This is a genomic window from Neochlamydia sp. EPS4 (genome assembly GCF_000813665.1).
In the GTDB taxonomy this organism is placed as follows: Bacteria; Chlamydiota; Chlamydiia; order Chlamydiales; family Parachlamydiaceae; genus Neochlamydia.
Genome location: NZ_JSDQ01000037.1, coordinates 89,172 through 107,856, shown reverse-complemented (window position 1 = coordinate 107,856; position 18,685 = coordinate 89,172). Strand labels below are relative to the sequence as shown.

Annotated in this window: 14 protein-coding genes; 5 read left to right on the top strand and 9 right to left on the bottom strand. The window is 38.5% G+C overall.

The genetic code is table 11. From position 1 onward, the window contains the following. Positions 1-39: 39 nt before the first annotated feature. Positions 40-498, top strand: a complete 459-nt coding sequence (locus tag DB42_RS03460; protein WP_044881743.1) for a LexA family transcriptional regulator — start codon at positions 40-42, stop codon at positions 496-498. Positions 499-640: 142 nt separating this feature from the next. On the opposite strand, the gene plsX is transcribed toward DB42_RS03460, so the two are convergent. The 3 genes from plsX to DB42_RS03445 are packed head-to-tail and all read right to left on the bottom strand — an operon-like array spanning position 641 to position 2,356. After that, on the bottom strand, positions 641-1,657 hold the full coding sequence (plsX, locus tag DB42_RS03455) for a phosphate acyltransferase PlsX (RefSeq protein ID WP_155117407.1): 1,017 nt from the start codon (positions 1,655-1,657) through the stop codon (positions 641-643). A 20-nt stretch (positions 1,658-1,677) separates the two neighbouring features. Beyond that, the gene (gene rpmF, locus DB42_RS03450; protein ID WP_039386081.1) at positions 1,678-1,857 is read right to left on the bottom strand and encodes a 50S ribosomal protein L32; all 180 of its coding nucleotides are present in this window, start codon (positions 1,855-1,857) and stop codon (positions 1,678-1,680) included. 31 nt (positions 1,858-1,888) lie between these two features. After that, positions 1,889-2,356, bottom strand: a complete 468-nt coding sequence (locus DB42_RS03445; protein WP_039386093.1) for a DUF177 domain-containing protein — start codon at positions 2,354-2,356, stop codon at positions 1,889-1,891. 539 nt (positions 2,357-2,895) lie between these two features. Between DB42_RS03445 and DB42_RS03440 the strand changes: the two genes are divergently transcribed. Beyond that, positions 2,896-4,437 carry an Rne/Rng family ribonuclease gene (locus tag DB42_RS03440; protein ID WP_044881742.1) on the top strand — a complete coding sequence of 514 codons (1,542 nt, stop codon included), beginning with the start codon at positions 2,896-2,898 and terminating at the stop codon, positions 4,435-4,437. Positions 4,438-4,454: 17 nt separating this feature from the next. Next, positions 4,455-5,477, top strand: a complete 1,023-nt coding sequence (locus DB42_RS03435; protein WP_238578982.1) for a 1-acyl-sn-glycerol-3-phosphate acyltransferase — start codon at positions 4,455-4,457, stop codon at positions 5,475-5,477. An 82-nt stretch (positions 5,478-5,559) separates the two neighbouring features. Here the strand turns inward: DB42_RS03435 and DB42_RS03430 are convergent, their stop codons facing one another. Continuing rightward, complete coding sequence (locus tag DB42_RS03430; protein ID WP_238578981.1) at positions 5,560-8,472, bottom strand: insulinase family protein; 2,913 nt, start codon at positions 8,470-8,472, stop codon at positions 5,560-5,562. Between the two features lie 286 nt (positions 8,473-8,758). Here DB42_RS03430 and serS point away from each other — a divergent pair, with 286 nt between their 5' ends. Together serS and DB42_RS03420 are read left to right on the top strand one after the other, a co-directional pair. Further along, positions 8,759-10,036 carry a serine--tRNA ligase gene (gene serS / locus DB42_RS03425; RefSeq protein WP_044881739.1) on the top strand — a complete coding sequence of 426 codons (1,278 nt, stop codon included), beginning with the start codon at positions 8,759-8,761 and terminating at the stop codon, positions 10,034-10,036. Positions 10,037-10,400: 364 nt separating this feature from the next. Continuing rightward, the gene (locus tag DB42_RS03420) at positions 10,401-11,678 is read left to right on the top strand and encodes a M18 family aminopeptidase (RefSeq protein ID WP_044881738.1); all 1,278 of its coding nucleotides are present in this window, start codon (positions 10,401-10,403) and stop codon (positions 11,676-11,678) included. 1,007 nt (positions 11,679-12,685) lie between these two features. Here DB42_RS03420 and DB42_RS10310 read toward each other — a convergent pair. The 5 genes from DB42_RS10310 to efp all read right to left on the bottom strand — a co-directional run bounded on the left by DB42_RS10310 (position 12,686) and on the right by efp (position 18,280). Further along, positions 12,686-13,750, bottom strand: coding sequence for a leucine-rich repeat domain-containing protein (locus tag DB42_RS10310; RefSeq protein ID WP_052435951.1), 1,065 nt, complete (start codon positions 13,748-13,750; stop codon positions 12,686-12,688). 287 nt (positions 13,751-14,037) lie between these two features. Beyond that, the gene (locus tag DB42_RS03405; protein WP_202965070.1) at positions 14,038-15,798 is read right to left on the bottom strand and encodes a leucine-rich repeat domain-containing protein; all 1,761 of its coding nucleotides are present in this window, start codon (positions 15,796-15,798) and stop codon (positions 14,038-14,040) included. Between the two features lie 387 nt (positions 15,799-16,185). Continuing rightward, a complete protein-coding gene (locus tag DB42_RS03400; protein ID WP_044881736.1) occupies positions 16,186-16,659 on the bottom strand; it encodes a YkgJ family cysteine cluster protein in 474 nt (157 codons plus the stop codon). A gap of 97 nt (positions 16,660-16,756) precedes the next feature. Further along, the gene (gene epmA / locus DB42_RS03395) at positions 16,757-17,710 is read right to left on the bottom strand and encodes an EF-P lysine aminoacylase EpmA (protein ID WP_042241411.1); all 954 of its coding nucleotides are present in this window, start codon (positions 17,708-17,710) and stop codon (positions 16,757-16,759) included. Further along, entirely contained in the window at positions 17,711-18,280 is a 570-nt protein-coding gene (efp, locus tag DB42_RS03390; RefSeq protein ID WP_039386112.1) for an elongation factor P, read from the bottom strand. Positions 18,281-18,685 lie beyond the last annotated feature (405 nt).

Here is an 18,685-nt window from a genome sequence, read left to right as displayed (position 1 = left end):
TTCATTAAAACAGTTATTTTTTTTAAGAGTAGAAGATTTATGGAAGAGACTAAAGCTATTCAAGTGCCAGCAAGTGAAATTCAAAATATTTTAAAATTTATACAAAATAAATTTTATCGTATACCTCTTTACCAATATCGCATTAATGCTGGATTTCCCTCCTTCGGTGAAGGAGATATCGAAAAGAAAATTGATTTAAATGAACTTTTGATTAAAGAACCGGATGTCACTTTTCTTTTAAAGGTGTGTGGAGACTCGATGATCAATGCAGGGATTCATCATAATGATATTATAGTCGTTGATCGAAGTATAGAGCCCTCGGAAGGAAAAATTGTTATCGCTTCTTTGAATGGTGAATTAACTGTCAAACGTCTACGTCGCGTAGCGGATAGGCTGATGCTAGTCGCTGAAAACAAAGCTTATGCCCCTATTGAAATCACTGAGGATACAGAATTACGCATCTGGGGAGTGGCAATAAGCGTTATTCACGCTCTTTAAGAGCTACGTTAAAGAAAATAAAGCTTAACTAAAGACATGATCGGTAAGATGTTCAAGCTTTTCTTAAGCTCTTAATTTCATGGCTTTTAAGAGCTTTATCAAGAAAAAGTGTTTCCTTGTATTAAATGGATTAGAAAAATGCTCAATTTAAAGCATCCCTGATCTGCATTAAAAGATTATTTTTAATCATATGGCTAACACCTTTAATGCTATTAAAAAAAGCTTTAGTATTAGAATGTCCATGGCATTTAATAACAAGGCCTTCTACCCCACATAAAAGAGCTCCTTGGTATTCAGCATAATAGAAAAGAGTTTGTAAATACTCTAAAGGCTCTTGTAAAAAGTTTAGAGGATGATCCTGCCGAGTTTCCCTTAAATATTCAAAAATAAAATCCGCAAGTCCTTCGCTCGTTTTGACAAGAATATTACCTGTAAATCCATCCGTTACTAATACATCTACCTTTCCATAGAAAACTTCCCGTCCCTCTATATTGCCATGAAATTCCATGTAAGGAACCCCATCTATAGAGTGCTGGCAGACATCTTTTAAAAGTTGATAAGCTTTACGAACGACAGAAGTCCCTTTTTTAGATTCCGACCCAATATTCAGCAGCCCAATTTTAGGTATTTTTATGCCGCTCGTGCATTTTTGATAGGCAGCTCCCATGTAAGCATACTTTACCAAATGCTCTGCTTTACAGGAGACATTGCCTCCTACATCCACAATAGCTAAGGAGCCATTTTTTGTAGGCAAAGTTGCTAATAGAGCAGGTCGTGTGATACCAGGCAGTTTAGGCAAAGAAAGAGTCGCACTAGCAACTAAAGCGCCTGTATTACCAGCAGAAACTAAGGCATCTATCTGTTTTTTTTTGAGAAGCTTGATTCCTATAGCGATCGATGATCTTTTTTTCTGGCGTAGAGCAATCAGGGGGTCTTCCCCCATTTCTATGAAATTGGCCACAGGTAAAAAAGTTAAGCGATTGAACTTTTCTGCAGGCAGGCTTGTTTTTGCTTTAGCCCTATGCTCGTCGATAACGGATTGAGTAGCTAACGCTATAAGCCTAAGAGAGGGATCTAATTGATCAAGCGCTTGAATAAGAGCATCAAAAATTATCGTTGGCGAGCTATCGCTCCCCATTAAATCAATCCCGATGCGCAATATTCAAGTTCTCCTTTAAACTAAGCTTTTCGAGCCATGACAACACGCCCATTATATTGTCCACAAGAAGGACAAACTACATGCGGCAGCTTAGGAGATTGACAGTTAGAGCAATTAGCTAATTGTTTAGGCTTTTTTGCATGGTGTGCGCGCTTAGAATTTTTGCGGGCATTAGAGTGACGGTTACGTGGTACTGCCATGGGGTGTTAACTCCTCATCAAATTATTAAGTTTATAAGTGGGCAAAGGGACGGTACCCTTCATCTTCTGAATTACCGTCGGGAGAATCGCTATCTCGAAAAAATTTATTAAGCTCGCCCCGATGAGGGCATTGGCCGTTATTGCATTCCGCAAAAAAAGGAGCGGTCAGCAAAATGTTTTCTCTTAGCATCTCCTGAAAGTTGTAAATTCCCGATTTTATTTCTTCTGCCGGCACGGTATGATAAAAATTTTCTAATTTTATCGGTGTTTTTACCGCTTCATTGCAGATCACACACGGGAGAGTGGCAAACGTTTGAATGTCAAAATGTAAGACCAAATCGTTTTCTGCTAAATAAGCTTCCCCTTCTACGACCACTGGGTCAACAAAGCTTAACTCTTTTTCATGAATATCTAAAAACTCAGGGCCAAGCTTTTCAACAATAGCTTCTGCATGGCCATCTCTAAGTTGTTCAACATATATTTTAAATGCTTCGTTCATTCTTAAAATTCTACTCAAAGAGTGGATTTTTATCCAGTAAAAAAGCAAGCCTAGCTTTCCTAAGCTTGCTAAAGTCTGCCAAAGCCATCCACTTCTACTCATCTTGGTCTAAAAATTAACCTTATATTCTTAATAGTCTTAGCAATTAATTTTTTAAAAAGCAGAGGGTTGCTTTTTAATTATCCATTTTCCAAAGAAGCTTATTGGAATGATCGACCTTACTCTTTTTTCTAGCTAATAACGGCTTTATCGGCTATGATAGCTCTTTAAATCACGAAAGGTGTAAGGGCTTTTTCAATAGCCTAAATGCTAGGATGTTAATACCATAAAAGTTCAACATGTATCCAGGCATTTATTGTCTTTGGTAGATCACTTGAGTAAGCTTTTGGCCAGGCAAGGATGCTCCTACAGTTTTGCAAAGCTATCATGTTTTTCATACATAATCATGAAAGACGCTTAAGATAAAATGATCCTAGCCTATTGATCTCTAGACATCGCACGACTTAGCTCAAACACTTTTCGTCCAAAATTAGGTAATTATAATGGACGAAATCCTTTTAAATATTGAATCCAAAGAAATCCGCTATGCTCATCTGCGCCATGGCCAACTACATGACTTAATCGTAGAAAGAAAAAAAGAAAGACAGTTAACGGGCAACATCTACCGGGGCCAAGTTACTAATATTCTTCATAACATTCAATCTGCTTTTATTGATATTAATGAAGGAGAAAATGGTTTTATTCACATCTCTGACATCATTGAAAACACTAAAAAATTCGAGCAAGTTTATGAGATGGATTTTGATCTAGATTATGACATCAAAACTCTAGACGATAAGCAGCAGCAAAATTTAGATATCGAGCAGGTCATGAAAATTGACCAGAATGTTCTAGTACAAGTGGTCAAAGAGCCTATTGGTTCAAAAGGTGCACGTTTAACCTCTAACATTTCCATCGCCGGGCGCTATTTAGTCCTGCTTCCCAACTCCATTCACCGGGGTGTTTCTCGTAAAATTGAGGATCGCAATGTGCGTGAAAGATTAAAAAAGTTAATTCGCGCTTTTGAAATGCCCAAAGATATGGGCTTAATCTGTCGAACGGCTAGCGCGATTGCCACTCCTGAGATGTTGATTGAAGAAGCTAATGATTTGCTCAACACCTGGAATAATATCATGGAGAATTTCAAAAAATCCAGTGAACCCAATCTTTTATTTGCTGAATCCGATATTATCAAGCGTGCAGTGATCCATGCGGTCGATAAACGTTATGAAAGAATACTGGTAGATGACTATAACGTTTATCAAACATGCAAGCGCTTATACAGCCGCTACGCCAATGAGCATGCTCTATGCGTCGAATATTATCGGGATAAAGTACCTATGTTTGAGCGCTTTAATGTAGAGAGGGAAATAGAGAAAACTTTACGCCGTAAAATTTGGCTACCTAGCGGGGGTTACCTCTATTTCGATCGTACCGAAGCCATGCATACGATCGATGTCAATTCTGGGAGAAGCTCTAGTAACAAGACAGACGTAGAAGAATCGTTAGTAAGGATCAACTTAGAAGCTACGGAAGAAATTGCGCGGCAATTACGTTTGCGCAACGTGGGAGGGCTAGTCATTTGCGATTTTATCGATATGCGTTTACGTAAAAATCAACGCCGAGTTTTAGAACGCCTCAAAGAATTTATGAAAGAGGATTCGGCAAAATGCACAATTTTAGGAATGAGCGAATTTGGCTTAGTTGAGATGACACGCCAACGTAATCGAGGTTCTCTACACCAGACTATCTTCTGCAGCTGTCCTTATTGCGGAGGCAGTGGCCTTGTTAAAACGCACGAAAGCATCTCTATCGAGATTGAAAGGGCCCTTAAAAAAGTAATTGGATGCCATCAGCAGTTTGCTTTAAAACTGATCATTCATCCTGAACTAGAAAAATACTTAAAAGTTATTGACCAACAGTATTTATTTAAGCTGGCCGAAGAATTAAATGCGCACCTTCAAATTGCTACTGATGACAATATGCACATCAACGATTATCATTTCCTATCCACGATAAATAATAAAAAAATAGATGTCTGAGGTTTGGCATGGGCTACATGAAACTATTGAAGAGCCTAAAAAGCGAGGAAGCCCTTAACTCCAAACAATATGAAATTCTTGAAGGCTTTTACCTAAGTTTTACTCAAGCTGTCACTGAAAATAATAAGCCTATGTCAGCTTATGAACCTATTATCACCCAATATCTACAATTTGTCATTCAGGAAAACCAACAACCTTATGCATTTGAGCCTTATCATCGTGCCATTCGCACTCCCTATGACTACTACCGTCTGGGATTAGAAATGATGCGCCCTCTTATTGTCTTTGCTCATTCTAAAATCCACCACGCCCGATACATTGAAGAAATTGAAACGCATTTAGCTAATCAAGAAAATGTTATATTATTAGCTAATCACCAAATCGAACCTGATCCTCAAGTTATTTGTCTAATGCTAGAAAAAGACCATACTCGTTTAGCGGAGGAAATGATTTTTGTAGCGGGACATCGAGTTATTACTGATCCTCTAGCCATTCCGTTTAGTAAAGGGTGTAATTTATTATGTATTTTTTCTAAAAAACATGTAGAAAATCCTCCCGAAAAGAAACAAGAAAAGCTTCTTTATAATCAACGTGTCATGCATCAAATGAGCCAACTGCTTGCTGAAGGCGGCAAATGCATTTATGTCGCCCCCAGTGGCGGCAGGGACCGTGCCAATATAAATACCGGCCAAGTAGAAATAGCTCCTTTTGATGCTCATAGTATTGAGATGTTTTGGTTAATGGCTCAGCATTCTGGGAAAAAAGCCCATTTTTATCCTTTAAGCTTGTCCACATACGATTTATTACCGCCTCCTCAAAGTGTCGAGAAAGAATTAGGAGAAAGGCGCCAGGCAAAATGCGCTCCAGTACATTTATCTTTTGGACAGGAAATAGATATGATTAATTTTCCTGGGAGCCAACACTTAGATAAAAAAACTAGGCGCATAGCTCGTGCTCAATACATCTGGGAGCTTGTTATGCAGCAGTACTGTCTTACCAGAAGCTGCGCCCCTCTCCACCCTTTACGAGCAAGCTCATAGCAAGCATCTGATTGGTTTCCCTCTATAACCAATATCCTAGTAGCGCCCTCCTATTATCTTCAAAGATTTAAAATGCTTTTAATCATTCAAGCTTACGTTCCTTTTCCTCATTTCCCCAGCTAGAGGAAAATGTACTTTTTTGCTTAAGTTGCTCAGGCGTATTGATCAGAGTGTAATAAAGCCCCTTGGCTTTATCCATATGCCCTTTTATAAGCAAGCCTAGACGGCGTTTATTGTCTTTGCCTATACAGGCATGCGTAAAGCTTAGCAACTCACCATGCGTGAGTGCTCTAAGCGCTTGAATTCGTTTATCTATCCAATCAAAACGTCCCTCATACTTGAAGGCTAAGCTATGTAAAAGAGCTCCCAAGGATTCCATATTATGGGGAGGTTTCTCCAGCTCTTCTAAAAGAGAATTTTTAATTATTTCAAAATTTTTGAGAGTTAAATAGTTTTTTTCAATTCCCTGCAAAAAGCTTTCAATAAACAGTTCAAAGCGTGCTAAAAGATCGCGAGGATCATGAGTATTAGATTGTACAACAAATGCTAGAAATAGTTTACGTTCAATTTCTTCGGCTGCGCTAGAAATAAGATAACCTGTCTGCTGCCGAGTGCGTAACTCAGCAAAAAAGGGCTCCTTCATCGCTTTCATCAATATCTGCTGAGCAGCACGTTCTTTAAGTGTAAAGCTAGAATTTTCGATAGCTAATAAAGTGGCACTGCCTTGGACGGGAATTTTCATTTCCAAGAGAAGAGGGCCTTCCGCTGAAGATAAATTAATGATTTCAGCGTGTTTGTGCATTTGCTTGGGATAAGGCGCGCTATCTAAAGTTTTGATTAAGTTATCTGCATATTCTTTAGCCTGATTTTCAGTGACGTTTCCGTAAATCAATCCTTCGACAAAAGACTGCCTAAATAACGACTGGACATCTTCCTGGAACTTAGCAAAGGAAAGTTTACGTATTGCGCTTATTTTCTGATGCTCCGCGGCATATTTTTTATAAATCGTTTGTTGAAAGAGCTCTTTAGCTCTTTTTAAAGGGGCTCTCTTATTAAAGTTTTGATAACGCCTTAGCAGTGATTGTTTAATTATCTTAAACGCTTGTTCTGAAAGCTTTAGATCTTTTAGCTGTTTAAGAATTTCTTCAAATAAAAGAAAAGCATGGTCATTATAACCGGTGATTTTGAAAGCTAGCCCATACTCGGTACGTGCCACACTAAAATTTAAACCTGCCACAGTGGCCGCATAGCTAAATTTGCTAAGATTTTCTTCCACTGCTTTAATATAGATATCGCCCATCACAATTTTATTAGCATCCCCTATATCTATCGCAGGAGTTCTAATATTAAAATTCAAATAAAGTTGAGGAATAAGGAAATGCTGATCTTTTGCATAGTAAATCGTACCATGTTCTGAGTCTTCAATGAGGTGAGGGTGAGGCAGACGGGAAAGGTGTGTCTCCTTGCTAGGTAAGGCATGAAGCAAATCCAAAGATTTAGGTAAAAAAGGATTGGGAAGAGGCAAAGTAATCTCAGCAATAGGGGTAGCAGATGCCCATTCTTGCATTTTAAAAGGCTCTATAGCTTTCATTGCATAAGCCACCTGTAGCCACTCTTCTTGATGGGTAGGTTCTACTCCGGTCAAGGAAGAGGGCGCTTGAATCAAAAAACGACAGTTGGAGGGAGTCAAATAGTCCAATAAATTCTGAACATCTGCCTGGCTAAATTTTTGAATCACTTTAGTTTGCTCAGGATAAGTGGCTATATTTTCTCTAACTAAAAGGTCGGCATTTTTCATAGCCGCTGTGAACACCTCCTCGCGTTGTTGATATTCATAGTTGAGTAAGTTAATTTGTCTAACTTCATCATAGATATAACGAGGAAAAGGCTTTTCTTTCATCAGCGCTAGAGTTTGAAAACAACGTAAGATTATCCGATCAATAGATTGAACGCCTTTATCAGTAAGCTCCATTTGCACAAACAAAACTAAATTTTTTTCTCCTAGATTAAAGGTGCTGCATCCTAAATTTTCTGCTAATTTTTCGCGTTTCAATTGCGCTAATAAGCTCTCCTTACCTTCATGTCCTAATACCTGGCAAATCAAACGATCAGGGTAGGTATCTTTCATTTCAGCAAATTCTTGGGGTAAATCCCACACCAACGTCAATTTGCGTATATTTTGGATAGGGGTGATATAAAAAAGTTTAGCTTCCATGTCAGGATTGTTTAGATCCATAGGAGGAACATAACAAACCTTATGCTTATCAGCGACATCACCAAATTCATCAACCGTTAACCGTGTCATTTCTTCTAAAGGTAAGTTAGATACAAGTAATAAACGCATAATATTAGAGCTGTAATGCTCGTTATACCATGCTTTTAAGATCTCTTGCGAAGCGGCTTTTAAAGTAGTGGAATTTCCTATGTTAAAACGGTAATTAGGATGTCGAGGATTCTGTATATGCTTCATGACCATCACCTCGCGAACGTCATCGTTTTCATAGTTTTTAGCATATTCCTGATCAATAGCGTTCAATTCTCGCACAATCCCTGACACGTTAAATAAAGGCTCTTTAAAAAAGCTGGCAAAGCGATCTAGCGCTTGAGGAAAAGCTTCATTATCGATGGAAAACATATAAGCGGTGTGATCATTAGCAGTAAAAGCATTAGAAAATCCGCCATGTTCTGTAATAAAACGTTGAAATTCTGATTCGTTAGGATACTTCTTTGTCCCTAGAAAAAGCATATGTTCCACAAAATGAGCAAGGCCAGGATATGGGTCGGGATCTTGCCAACTACCTGCTCCTACAACCAGAGTTGCAGAGGATTGATCTGTTTGAGGATCGGAAATCAAAACGGCTTGTAGCCCATTGTTAAGTTTGATTTTAAGTACTTGTGTTTGAGAAAAGGTAGGAGTTTTGACCTTCAGTAAAGCTTTATCTTCAATCAAGGTATAGCCCTTATTTTCCAACGCTGGTAAAAGAGGGAAACCCAATAAAGAGCCTATACATCCTAAGGTAATTATTAAATAATTAATCTTCATAGCTTTGATGGTAGAAGGTTTAAAAAAAATCGAATATAGGGGATCGGACAAAGAGACTCAAGAAAAAATTGAGAAAATAGAAGAGTAGAAAATAGAATTAAAAAAGTTTAAGTTTAAGAGATGCGACGTCTGTCCTAGCTAAAACAAGTCTCGCTTGCTTCTTCTCTCCTCTCCTTGCCTTTTAAAGGTTTTACATTTTATAATAAACGAAAAAAAATAATCGAGGATGTTATCCCTTATGCTGGACATTAAGCTACTACGCAAAGATGCTAAAGGAATAGAGGCTAAACTAAAAACAAAAGATCCTAGCATCAATTTAACTATTGTGATGGATCTGGATACGCAATTGCGTACTCTAAAAACACAATTAGAGGCTTTAAAGGCCACACGCAATGAATTTTCTCAAAAAATTGGAGAGATGCGTCGCTTCAACCAAGATGCCAGCGAAATGGTTAAAGAAGTGGCTTCAATGGCCGATGAGATCCATTCGCTTGAGCATCAATGCCAGCAAGTAGAATATTCTTTTAATTACGAAATTTCTAAACTTCCTAACGTTCCCATGGAGGATATTAAGATTTCTGCTGATCCTAAGGAGAATGTTATCTTTAAAGAGGTAGGAAATAAAAGAGATTTTGATTTTGCTTTCAAAAATCATGTCGAACTTAATGAAAAATTAAAACTATTTGATTTTGAACGCGGTGCCAAAATCTCTGGCTCCGGATGGCCTGTATATCGAGGCTTAGGAGCACGTTTAGAGTGGGCACTTATTCAATATATGCTTAGTGTGCAAATCAAAAATGGTTTTGAACAATGGATACCCCCTCTTTTGGTAAGAAAGGAAATTGCGTATGGATCCGGGCAACTGCCTAAGTTTGAAAATCAACAATTTAAAATTCATGATGAAGATTACAATCTTTATTTGATACCTACCGCAGAAGTCCCTTTAAATGGACTTCATGCTCAAGAAATTTTAAATCCAGAAGAGCTTCCTCTGAAATATACTGCTTACACGCCATGCTTTCGCCGGGAGGCCGGAGCTGCAGGCTCTAACGAGAGAGGCTTAATTCGCGTCCATCAATTTAACAAAGTAGAAATGTTTTGCTTTTGCTCCCCTGAGCAAAGTTCTCTTCTTTTTGAAGAAATGTTAAAAAACGCAGAAGAAATTTTGCAAGGACTAGAACTTCACTATCGCATGGCCTTGCTAGTAACAGGAGACATGTCCTATGCTTCGGCTCGTACTGTGGATATTGAAGCTTGGCTGCCAGGACAGAATCGGTATTATGAGGTCTCTTCTGTCTCCAATTGCACGGATTTTCAAGCCAGACGTTCAAATATCCGCTTTCGCCGGGAAAAGGAAGGAAAACCTGAATTTGTTCATACACTCAACGGTTCTGGCTTAGCTACTTCGCGTTTAATGGTTTCTTTGCTCGAAAACAATCAAAATGTGGATGGCTCTGTTACTATCCCTAAAGTATTGCAAAGCTATCTAGGAGTAGAAAAGTTAGTCCCTCATTAAGATGGTAAACTACTTAAAACCCAAGCTTAATAAATATGATCTAAACTTTGCTAAGAAGATGAAAATTAAAAGCCACATCTCTTCATGTTTTTTTCACTGGGTTACAGGTAGACTTCTAAGGTTTAAAGCCTTCCTGCAGAGGCTAAAAATATTTGTGTGGTAGCTTTGTCTTAAGCTCCTTGAATGAGACTGGATAGGATAACCAAGAATGAAAAATTTAGGTAAATAATAAAAAAGATTAGAGAGATATAAATTAAAACTTTTATGTTTATTTCTTATCTTTTACTCTCGCTGATAGGCCATAGAAAATAAATTTTCTAAAAAGCTAATTTCCCCTAACTTATATAAAAAACGGACTCTCATCATGTCTAACTCGCTTATTGACGATTTAATGCTTTTACTCGATCAAGCTCCCACAGCTTGGCATGCAGTAGATTATATAGGCAGATCTCTTCTTGCTGAAGGATTTACTGAACTGGAAGAAGCCCAAGAATGGGAACTAGAAAAAGGCAAAGGCTATTTTCTTAAACGTAATGGGTCTTCTATTTGTGCTTTTATTATTCCTCAAGACTCGTTTAAAAAAGCCCACCTTATTGCCTCACATACAGACAGCCCCGGCTTCAAATTAAAACCTAACCCTGAATTTCGCCGCGATAATATGACGATGCTTGCGACCGAAATTTATGGAGCGCCTCTTCTCACCTCCTGGTTCAACCGAGACTTAGGCCTAGCGGGAAGGGTCTTTTTAGCTCATTCTAATAATGCAATTAAACAGGCGTTAGTCAATATTGATAGCCATCCATTAATCATTCCTCAACTTGCTATCCACCTTGACCGTGAAGCTAATGAAAGAGGCCCCTATTTTAACAAACAAGAGCATTTTTCAGCCTTGGCCGCTTTAGATGCAGATCCTCAGCAATCATACCTTTTGAAAATATTGGAAGATAATATAAAAGATTCTTTCGAGTATATCTTGAGCCATGATTTATTCTTATATCCTTTAGAGAAAGCTAAGCTTATAGGCCCTGAAATGCTTAGCGGTTATCGCCTAGATAGTTTGGCCAGCGTGCATGCAGGTTTGACAGCCCTTAAAACCAGCCATCCGCAAAAAAATATTCTGAATTTAGCTGTTTTTTGGAACAATGAAGAAATAGGCTCAAAAACAGCCCAGGGAGCTGACTCCCCTTTTCTTCTACAGATTTTAGAACGTATTGCCATAGCTTTAAAGCTTTCTAGAGAACAATTTTTGGCTCTGTTACCTCAATCTTTATGTTTATCTGTAGATTTAGCCCATGCCTTGCATCCCAATTACATGGAAAAACACGATCCGCGTCATGCTCCTTTAATGAACAAGGGCCCTGTAATTAAATACAATGCAAATCAACGCTATGCCAGCGACGCTCAATCTTCAGCTAGCATCGTCCATTTATGCGAAAAGCATGCCATTCCTTATCAATTCTTTTCATGTCGCAATGATATTCCTTGTGGTTCTACCATTGGCCCCCTCCAAGCTTCTCAAACGGGTATTACAACAGTTGATATAGGCTCACCTCAGCTAAGTATGCACTCTGCTCGTGAGCTTATTGCTACCCAGGATCATCTAGAAATGTGTCGCTTGCTAGCAGCTTTTTTGCAAAGTTAATTTAAATGAATGGAATGAAGAGATAAGAATAAAAGGGATGCCAATAATAGCTATTTTTATTGAGCCGTTTAATTTAATGAATAGGCCAAAAAATCTATAGTCTTTGCCTTCCTGCAAAATCTTCATTGTGCGACCTATTACTACTTCGTTAGGTTTAAGAGGTATCAAAAAATAGCCTTTTAGATGAGTCATGAATAGCTTGGCAAAAAGGGCAAATAGTAATGCAAAATAAGCTGTTAATTAATCTTCTTACTTGAGGCAGAGTCATAGAGATTTTTTTTTATCTTTTGCCTGGTATTTCAGTAAGGTTAAGAAGCTATAAGCCATAAAACATAACGTCAGATTAGGTCATCTGTCTTTTTTATAGATTTTCCGTTTAAAAAAAAATCTATAAAAAAGACAGATGAGCTAATCGAAAATTCGAGAAAAATTGCGAGAAAATGGTGAGAACTTCTTAAATCAGCTTAAGAAACCTACGCAAAAGCCAACAACACGCTGGGTGTTTTTCTGTTTTCTAGGCCTCCATATGGTCTTTATTGACCATAAAAAATTGCAAATTACCAATCTGAAAGAACGCCATAGAATTATCCTTAGATGCTTAGGGCCTCCTTACCAAAAATTCTATTATTCTGAAATGCGGTGAGAAATCACGGCTTTAAGTACCCCTTAGGTAGATGTTCAATGGTGCTAGAAGAGATAAGATTCATTGTATGGCCTCTTTTTAAGTTTTATGCATGCTTCTTGGTGGCTCGTAAGAGGCATTTATATACATGGAGAATAAGACAAAACAGGCAAATAACATCTAAAAGCAACTTAGCGGCATGCTTAGGCAAGCTAGCACCATAAAAACCATTAAAAATTCTTCTTATCCTTTATCAGAGAAGCATTAACTTCGGATGCTAATGGTTCTATAATAAGTCGGAAGGCTATCTATATTCTCAGAACCTTCTGGACCTATAGATATCTTCATTTTAACAAGCTAAATGCTGCAAATACATACTCTCCATTTATAACCTAAAACGTTGCTTTATTTTGTTAGGAATATTTTCCAGTGGATTTCGATCTAGATAAAGATTTAACTCGTTTGGCAGATGGCCTATTTCTGCTGGAAGGGAGGTAAGCTGGTTGCTGCTTAATTTAAGTTTTTCTAGCCGAGTAAGCTGCCCTATTTCTGTTGGAAGAGTGGTAAGCTGATTATTGTCTAATTTAAGCCTTTGCAGCTGCGATAACCGCCATATCTCTGCCGGAAGGGTGGTGAGTTGGTTCTTGTTTAAGTAAAGCCTTTGCAGCTGCGATAGCTGTCTTATCTCTGCAGGAAGGTTGGTAAGCTGGTTGTTTTCTAAGTGAAGTCTTTGTAGCTGAGATAGCTGCCCTATTTCTGCTGGAAGGGTGGTAAGATAGTTGTTTTCTAAGTAAAGGCATTGCAGCTGAGACAGCTGCCTTATCTCTGCAGGAATGGTGGTAAGCTGGTTGTTGCTTAATTCAAGCGTTTGCAGCTGAGATAACTGCCCTATCTCTGAAGGTAATAAGGTTAAGCCTATCCTTGCTACATTTAACTTCCTAATATCTTTGCTATAGCTTTCAATCCACTCCTTAAAAAGCCTGCCTCTTTCTTTTAAAGGTAAATTTTTAATTTCTTCTTTCCCTAAATATTCTTCTCCTCCCCGAAGTTCTTTCCATATTAAAAGTCGATTAATGTTTACAAGGTAAGAGCGGTAATTAGTGAGGGTAAAATCTCTTTTTTCTTCGATGCTTCCCTTAAATTCTAAAGGAGAAATAGACCTAGCTTGGGTAAAGGTTTGCCTGAAAATTGCATTTACCTTTGCTGCCTTTGAAAGCTCTTCTTCTAGCTTATAAATCCTATCTAAAACAAAAGTCTGCTTGTTAACGTCTCCTGCAAGAAAATGCATCTTACTTATTTGCTTATAGAGGGAAGGCATGACTTCTGTAGCCAGCAAATGTCGCCATCTCGTACAAACGCTAGACAAGGAAGGTGCGGCGCAAACCTTTAAAATAGGAACTAATATTTCATTAGGTAGATGTTCAATGGTAATAGAAGAGCAAGGATTCATAGCATGGTCTCCTTCTAAGCTTTATGCCTATTTTTATTTATCTTTTAGGGACATTCATATACATGGAAAAAGCAAAATAGGCAAGCTAGATTTAAAAACAGTTTAGCGGCTTGCTTAGGCAGGCTAGCAATGCAAAAGACCATTAGAAATTGTTTCTATCTTTTAGCAGAGTGACATCCTCTCCACCTCGGGATGCTATCGGAAGCTTAGCTATATTCTCAGCATCTTCTAAGCTCATCAATTTATTTCTTTACTACATAAGTTGTTGCAAATGCAAATTTTTCCAGTTATAGCCTAAAACGTTGCTTTATTTTCTCCGGAATACTTTCCAGTGGATTTCCATTTAGATTAACATTTAACCAGTCTGGCAGGTAACCTATTTCCGCAGGAAGAGAGCTAAGTCGATTATTATTCAAGTTAAGGTCTAACAGCTGGGATAGCTGCCCTATCTCTGCTGGAAGAGTCGTGAGCTGGTTGTTGTGTAAGTGAAGCCATAGCAGCCGTGATAACTGCCCTATCTCTGCTGGAAGAGTGGTGAGCCGGTTATTGTGTAAGTAAAGCCATTGCAACTGAGATAATTGCCCTATCTCTACTGGAAGAGTGGTAAGTTGATTGTTATTTAAGAAAAGGTATTGCAGCTGCGATAGATACCCTATCTCTGCAGGAAGAGCCGTAAGCTGGTTGCTGTTTAATTCAAGTCTTTGCAGTTGAGACAGCTGCCCTATCTCTGCCGGAAGAGTGCTAAGTTGGTTGTTTTGTAAATGAAGGCTATGCAGCTGTGATACCTGCCCTATCTCTACTGGAAGAGTGGTAAGTTGGTTATTATTTAATCGTAACTCTCGTAGCCGCGGTAGTTGCCTTATTTCTGCAGGAAGAGTGGCAAGGTGGTTATTATTTAAGTAAAGGATGTAGAGATTTGGTAGCTGTCCTATCTCTGCAGGAAGGGAGGTAAGCTGGTTGCTGTCTAAGTAAAGCCCTTCTAGCTGCGATAGCTTCCCTATCTCTGAAGGAAGGGCGGTAAGTTGGTTATTATTTAAGTAAAGGTATTGTAGCTGTGATAGATACCCTATCTCTGCAGGAAGAGTGATAAGCTTGTTGCTATCTAAGTAAAGTCCTTTTAGCTCCGATAGCTGCACTATCTCTGAGGGAAGAGTGGTAAGCTGGTTGTTTTTTAAGTAAAGCCATTGCAGCTGAGGAAGCTGCCCTATCTCTACCGGAAGAATGGTCAGTTGGTTATTATCTAAGTAAAGCTCTTCTAGCTGAAATAGCTGCCCTATTTCTGCCGGAAGAGTGGCAAGCTGGTTGCCTCCTAATTTAAGGGATTGCAGTTGCGATAACTGTCCTATTTCTATAGGAAGAGTAGTGAGCTGGTTATTATCTAAGTAAAGCTCTTCTAGCTGAAATAGATGCCCTATCTCTACGGGAAGAGTGGTAAGCTGGTTATTGTTTAAATTAAGCTTTTTCAGCTGCGATAAACACCCTATCTCTGGGAGTAGAAAGGTCAGGCCAGATTCAGTTAAATCTAAGCTTGTAATATCTTTGCCATATCTTTCAATCCAATCTCTAAATAGCTTTCCTTTTGCTTGCAAAGGCAAATATTTGATTGCTTCTTGGCCTAAGTGTTCTTCTCCACCAGGGATTTTTTTCCACATTAAAAGGCGGTTAATGTTTACAAGATAAGAGCAGTAATTAGTTAGAGTAATATATCTTTTTTCCTTAGGTTTATCTTTAAGCTCTAAATCTAAAGGTGAAAGAGGGCTAGCTAAAACAAAGGTTTGTCTAAAGATTGCATTTACCTTTTCTGTTACAGAAAGATCTTCTTCTAGCTTATAAATCCTATCTATAATAAAAGCCTGCTTGTAAACATCACCATGGGGAACATGCATCTTACCTATTTGCTTATAAAGGGTGGGCATGACTTCTGTAGCTAGTAAATGTCGCCATCTTGTACAAACGCTAAATAAGGAAGGTGTGACGCAAGCTTCTAAAATAGGAGCAAGTATTTCATTAGGTAGATGTTCAAGGGTGATAGATGAGCTAGGATTCATGGTAGGGTCTCCTTTAAGCTTTATGCCTATTTTTAGTTGCTTTTTAGAGGTATTCATATACATGGAAAAAGCAAAATAGGCAAGCTAGATATAAAAACAGTCTAGCGGCTTGCTTAGGCAAACTAGTCCTATAAAAGCCATTAGAAAAGTCTATGAGGTGCTTTTTTATAGAACATACCAGCTTTTTCATTGGATATCTATAGGCCATGGAGATGGAAGTTATAGAAAAAGCTTATAGCAGATCACAAAAACTACCCACCCTGGCACCAGCTATGATTGATGATAGTTCCATCCTAAGATAAAAAATTTAATGAATGAGCATCGATCAGCCAATAGCAAAGGTGGGACTATTTAAGCTTACCTAACAGCAATCTTAAATAAAAGCATTTAGCTTTTCTGTATCAATGAATTTTGATTGAGGTGGAGTTGTTGTTCAATTTTTTCATAAGGAACAAGGGCAGCTTCCTCATGGATGCCTTCGCAATATTGTGCCGCTGCTTTCCAACTCTCTTCCGAAGCAAGATTCTCTTTCCACCACGGAAAGGTGCGACATTGCCGTGGGCGTTCTTGATAGATAGAACATTTTTTATCTTTTAAAAAAATACAATCATATTCATTGTTAAAGTTTTTCTTTTCAATTAGTGAGTATCGATTCTCGCGCTGACGGGTGTATTTTTTCTTAAACATCTCTAAAGACATCTTTAACAGCTTAGCAACTGCCTGCATCTCTAGTTCTGTTATCCATACGTATCCTGGCGAGCCTGTGCAGCATTTACCACATTCAGTACATTGAAAACGTAAGCCTTCTTTATACCAAGGTAAGGATTTAGAAGTTTGGGTACTATCATTATTTTTATCCATTGCGTCCTCCTGCGACAGCCTTAAACAAATTTAAGCCCTATAAAACATAATAAGGTCTACCTATCAATGGCCAAACAATAGATCTAGCGGCAATTTCTTAAGCTGTAGCCCAAGCAAAGGGAATGACCTCGGCAATCGTAGAAGCCTGATGGCGTAGCATCATCAAGCGATCAAAACCTATTGCAACGCCACAAGCATCAGGAAAACCTTTTTTTAAGGCTTCCAAAAAAGCTTCATCAATGGGTAGCTGATTTTTGCCTAAACTATCCCTTATTTGATTTGCTTCCATCAAACGCTTACGCTGCTCACCTACATCTCCCAGCTCATGATAGCCGTTAGCAAGTTCTAAGCCGGCGTAATAAATCTCAAACCGTTCCGCGATCTGCTCGTCATTTTGCCATTTTGTCTGAGCGAGAGCCGCTTGGGTGGCAGGATAGTCAGTCAAAACACAAAGCTTATCTTTTCCTAATTGCGGTTCAACCACCATAGCTAAAATAAGATTTAAAAGAGCATCTTTCCCTTCTTTTTCAATCTGGACGTAGGGTTGAATACCTCTATTCTGCAAATATTCTATCAAATCAGGAATAGAAGCTTTAACATAATCTAAATTAGCGTATTCCTGCAGAGCTTCACGATAACTTATGGTGTAAGCAGGCAAGGGACCCAAGAACAGACGAACAAAATCTAAAGCTTCTGCAATCATAAATTCATAAGAGACACCTAAACGATACCACTCGGCCATCATAAATTCAGGGTTATGCTTACAGCTAAATTCAGCGTCACGAAAAACATGTGATAGCTGATAAATATCACTCATTCCTTCTGCAAGAAGCCTTTTCATCCCATATTCTGGGGAAGAATGCATATAGCGTATTTCAAGGTTTGCATAGCGGGCAGGAATTAAATCGATATTAGCATCAATAGAAGCCCCTTGAGTAAGAATAGGACAATCCACTTCTAGGATTTGTTGCTTGGCAAAAAACTCTCGTGCTTGGGCTAGCATGTAGGCCCGATCCCTAAGGATCTTGACTCTATTTAACTGGGCAGCCATCTATGAAACGCGAGAAACATATTCGCCAGTGCGCGTATCAACTTTAACTTTTTCACCCTGTTCCACAAAGATAGGCACCTGAATTTTAGCGCCACTTTCTACCACAGCAGGCTTCAACACACGACCAGAAGCTGTATTTCCTCGCGCTCCTGGAGAGGTTTCAGTTACAATCATGTCGATGAAAGTAGGAGGTTCTAGTGTAACCGGCTGCCCTTTGTAAAATACTATAAAATACAAATGATCTTCCATTAACCACTGAGCATTATCGCCTATGCTTACAAAAGGGATTTTAACCTGGTCAAATGTTTTATCATCCATAAAGACTACCCCATCGGCCTCTTTGTAAAGCATGCGCATTTCAGCTTCAACTACATCGGCCACATCTGCTTTATCTCCTGATTTAAAAGTCTGCTCAATCGTACGGCCTGTAGTAAGATGCTTTAATTTCACACGATTAAAAGCTTGTCCTTTGCCGGGCTTAACAAATTCATTGCTTACAATTGTATAAGGTTGTCCATCCACTTCCACTTTTATCCCAGCTTTGAACTCATTTGTACTAATTTGTGCCATAAAAATTCCTTAAACTCTGCTTTTTTTTAAATAATAGATAACAATTTACCATAAGTGAGATAGATTTGTCCAGTTGTACAAACAATAGATTACTTAAGTAGACGCTGTTACATTTTCTTGCTCCTGGCAAATGGCTATATGGCCAACGAAGACAAAAATTAATCTACCAGGCGATTAACTCCTAAACTTTAAGCCCCTTAATGTTATATTTACGCCTGCGCAAATTTAAGCTAATGATTAGCAGCTAGAAGCTTTCCCAAATATATTGGGGAGCATGAGTGCTCCTACTATGCTAGATCGGGCTTTTTCCAGCCTTCATCAATCTTTTAAGTACTTACTCTACCATCCTTCTGGCCAATTTGATAGTAGGTGTCCTGAAGCTAAAGGATAAACATCTTATCGACA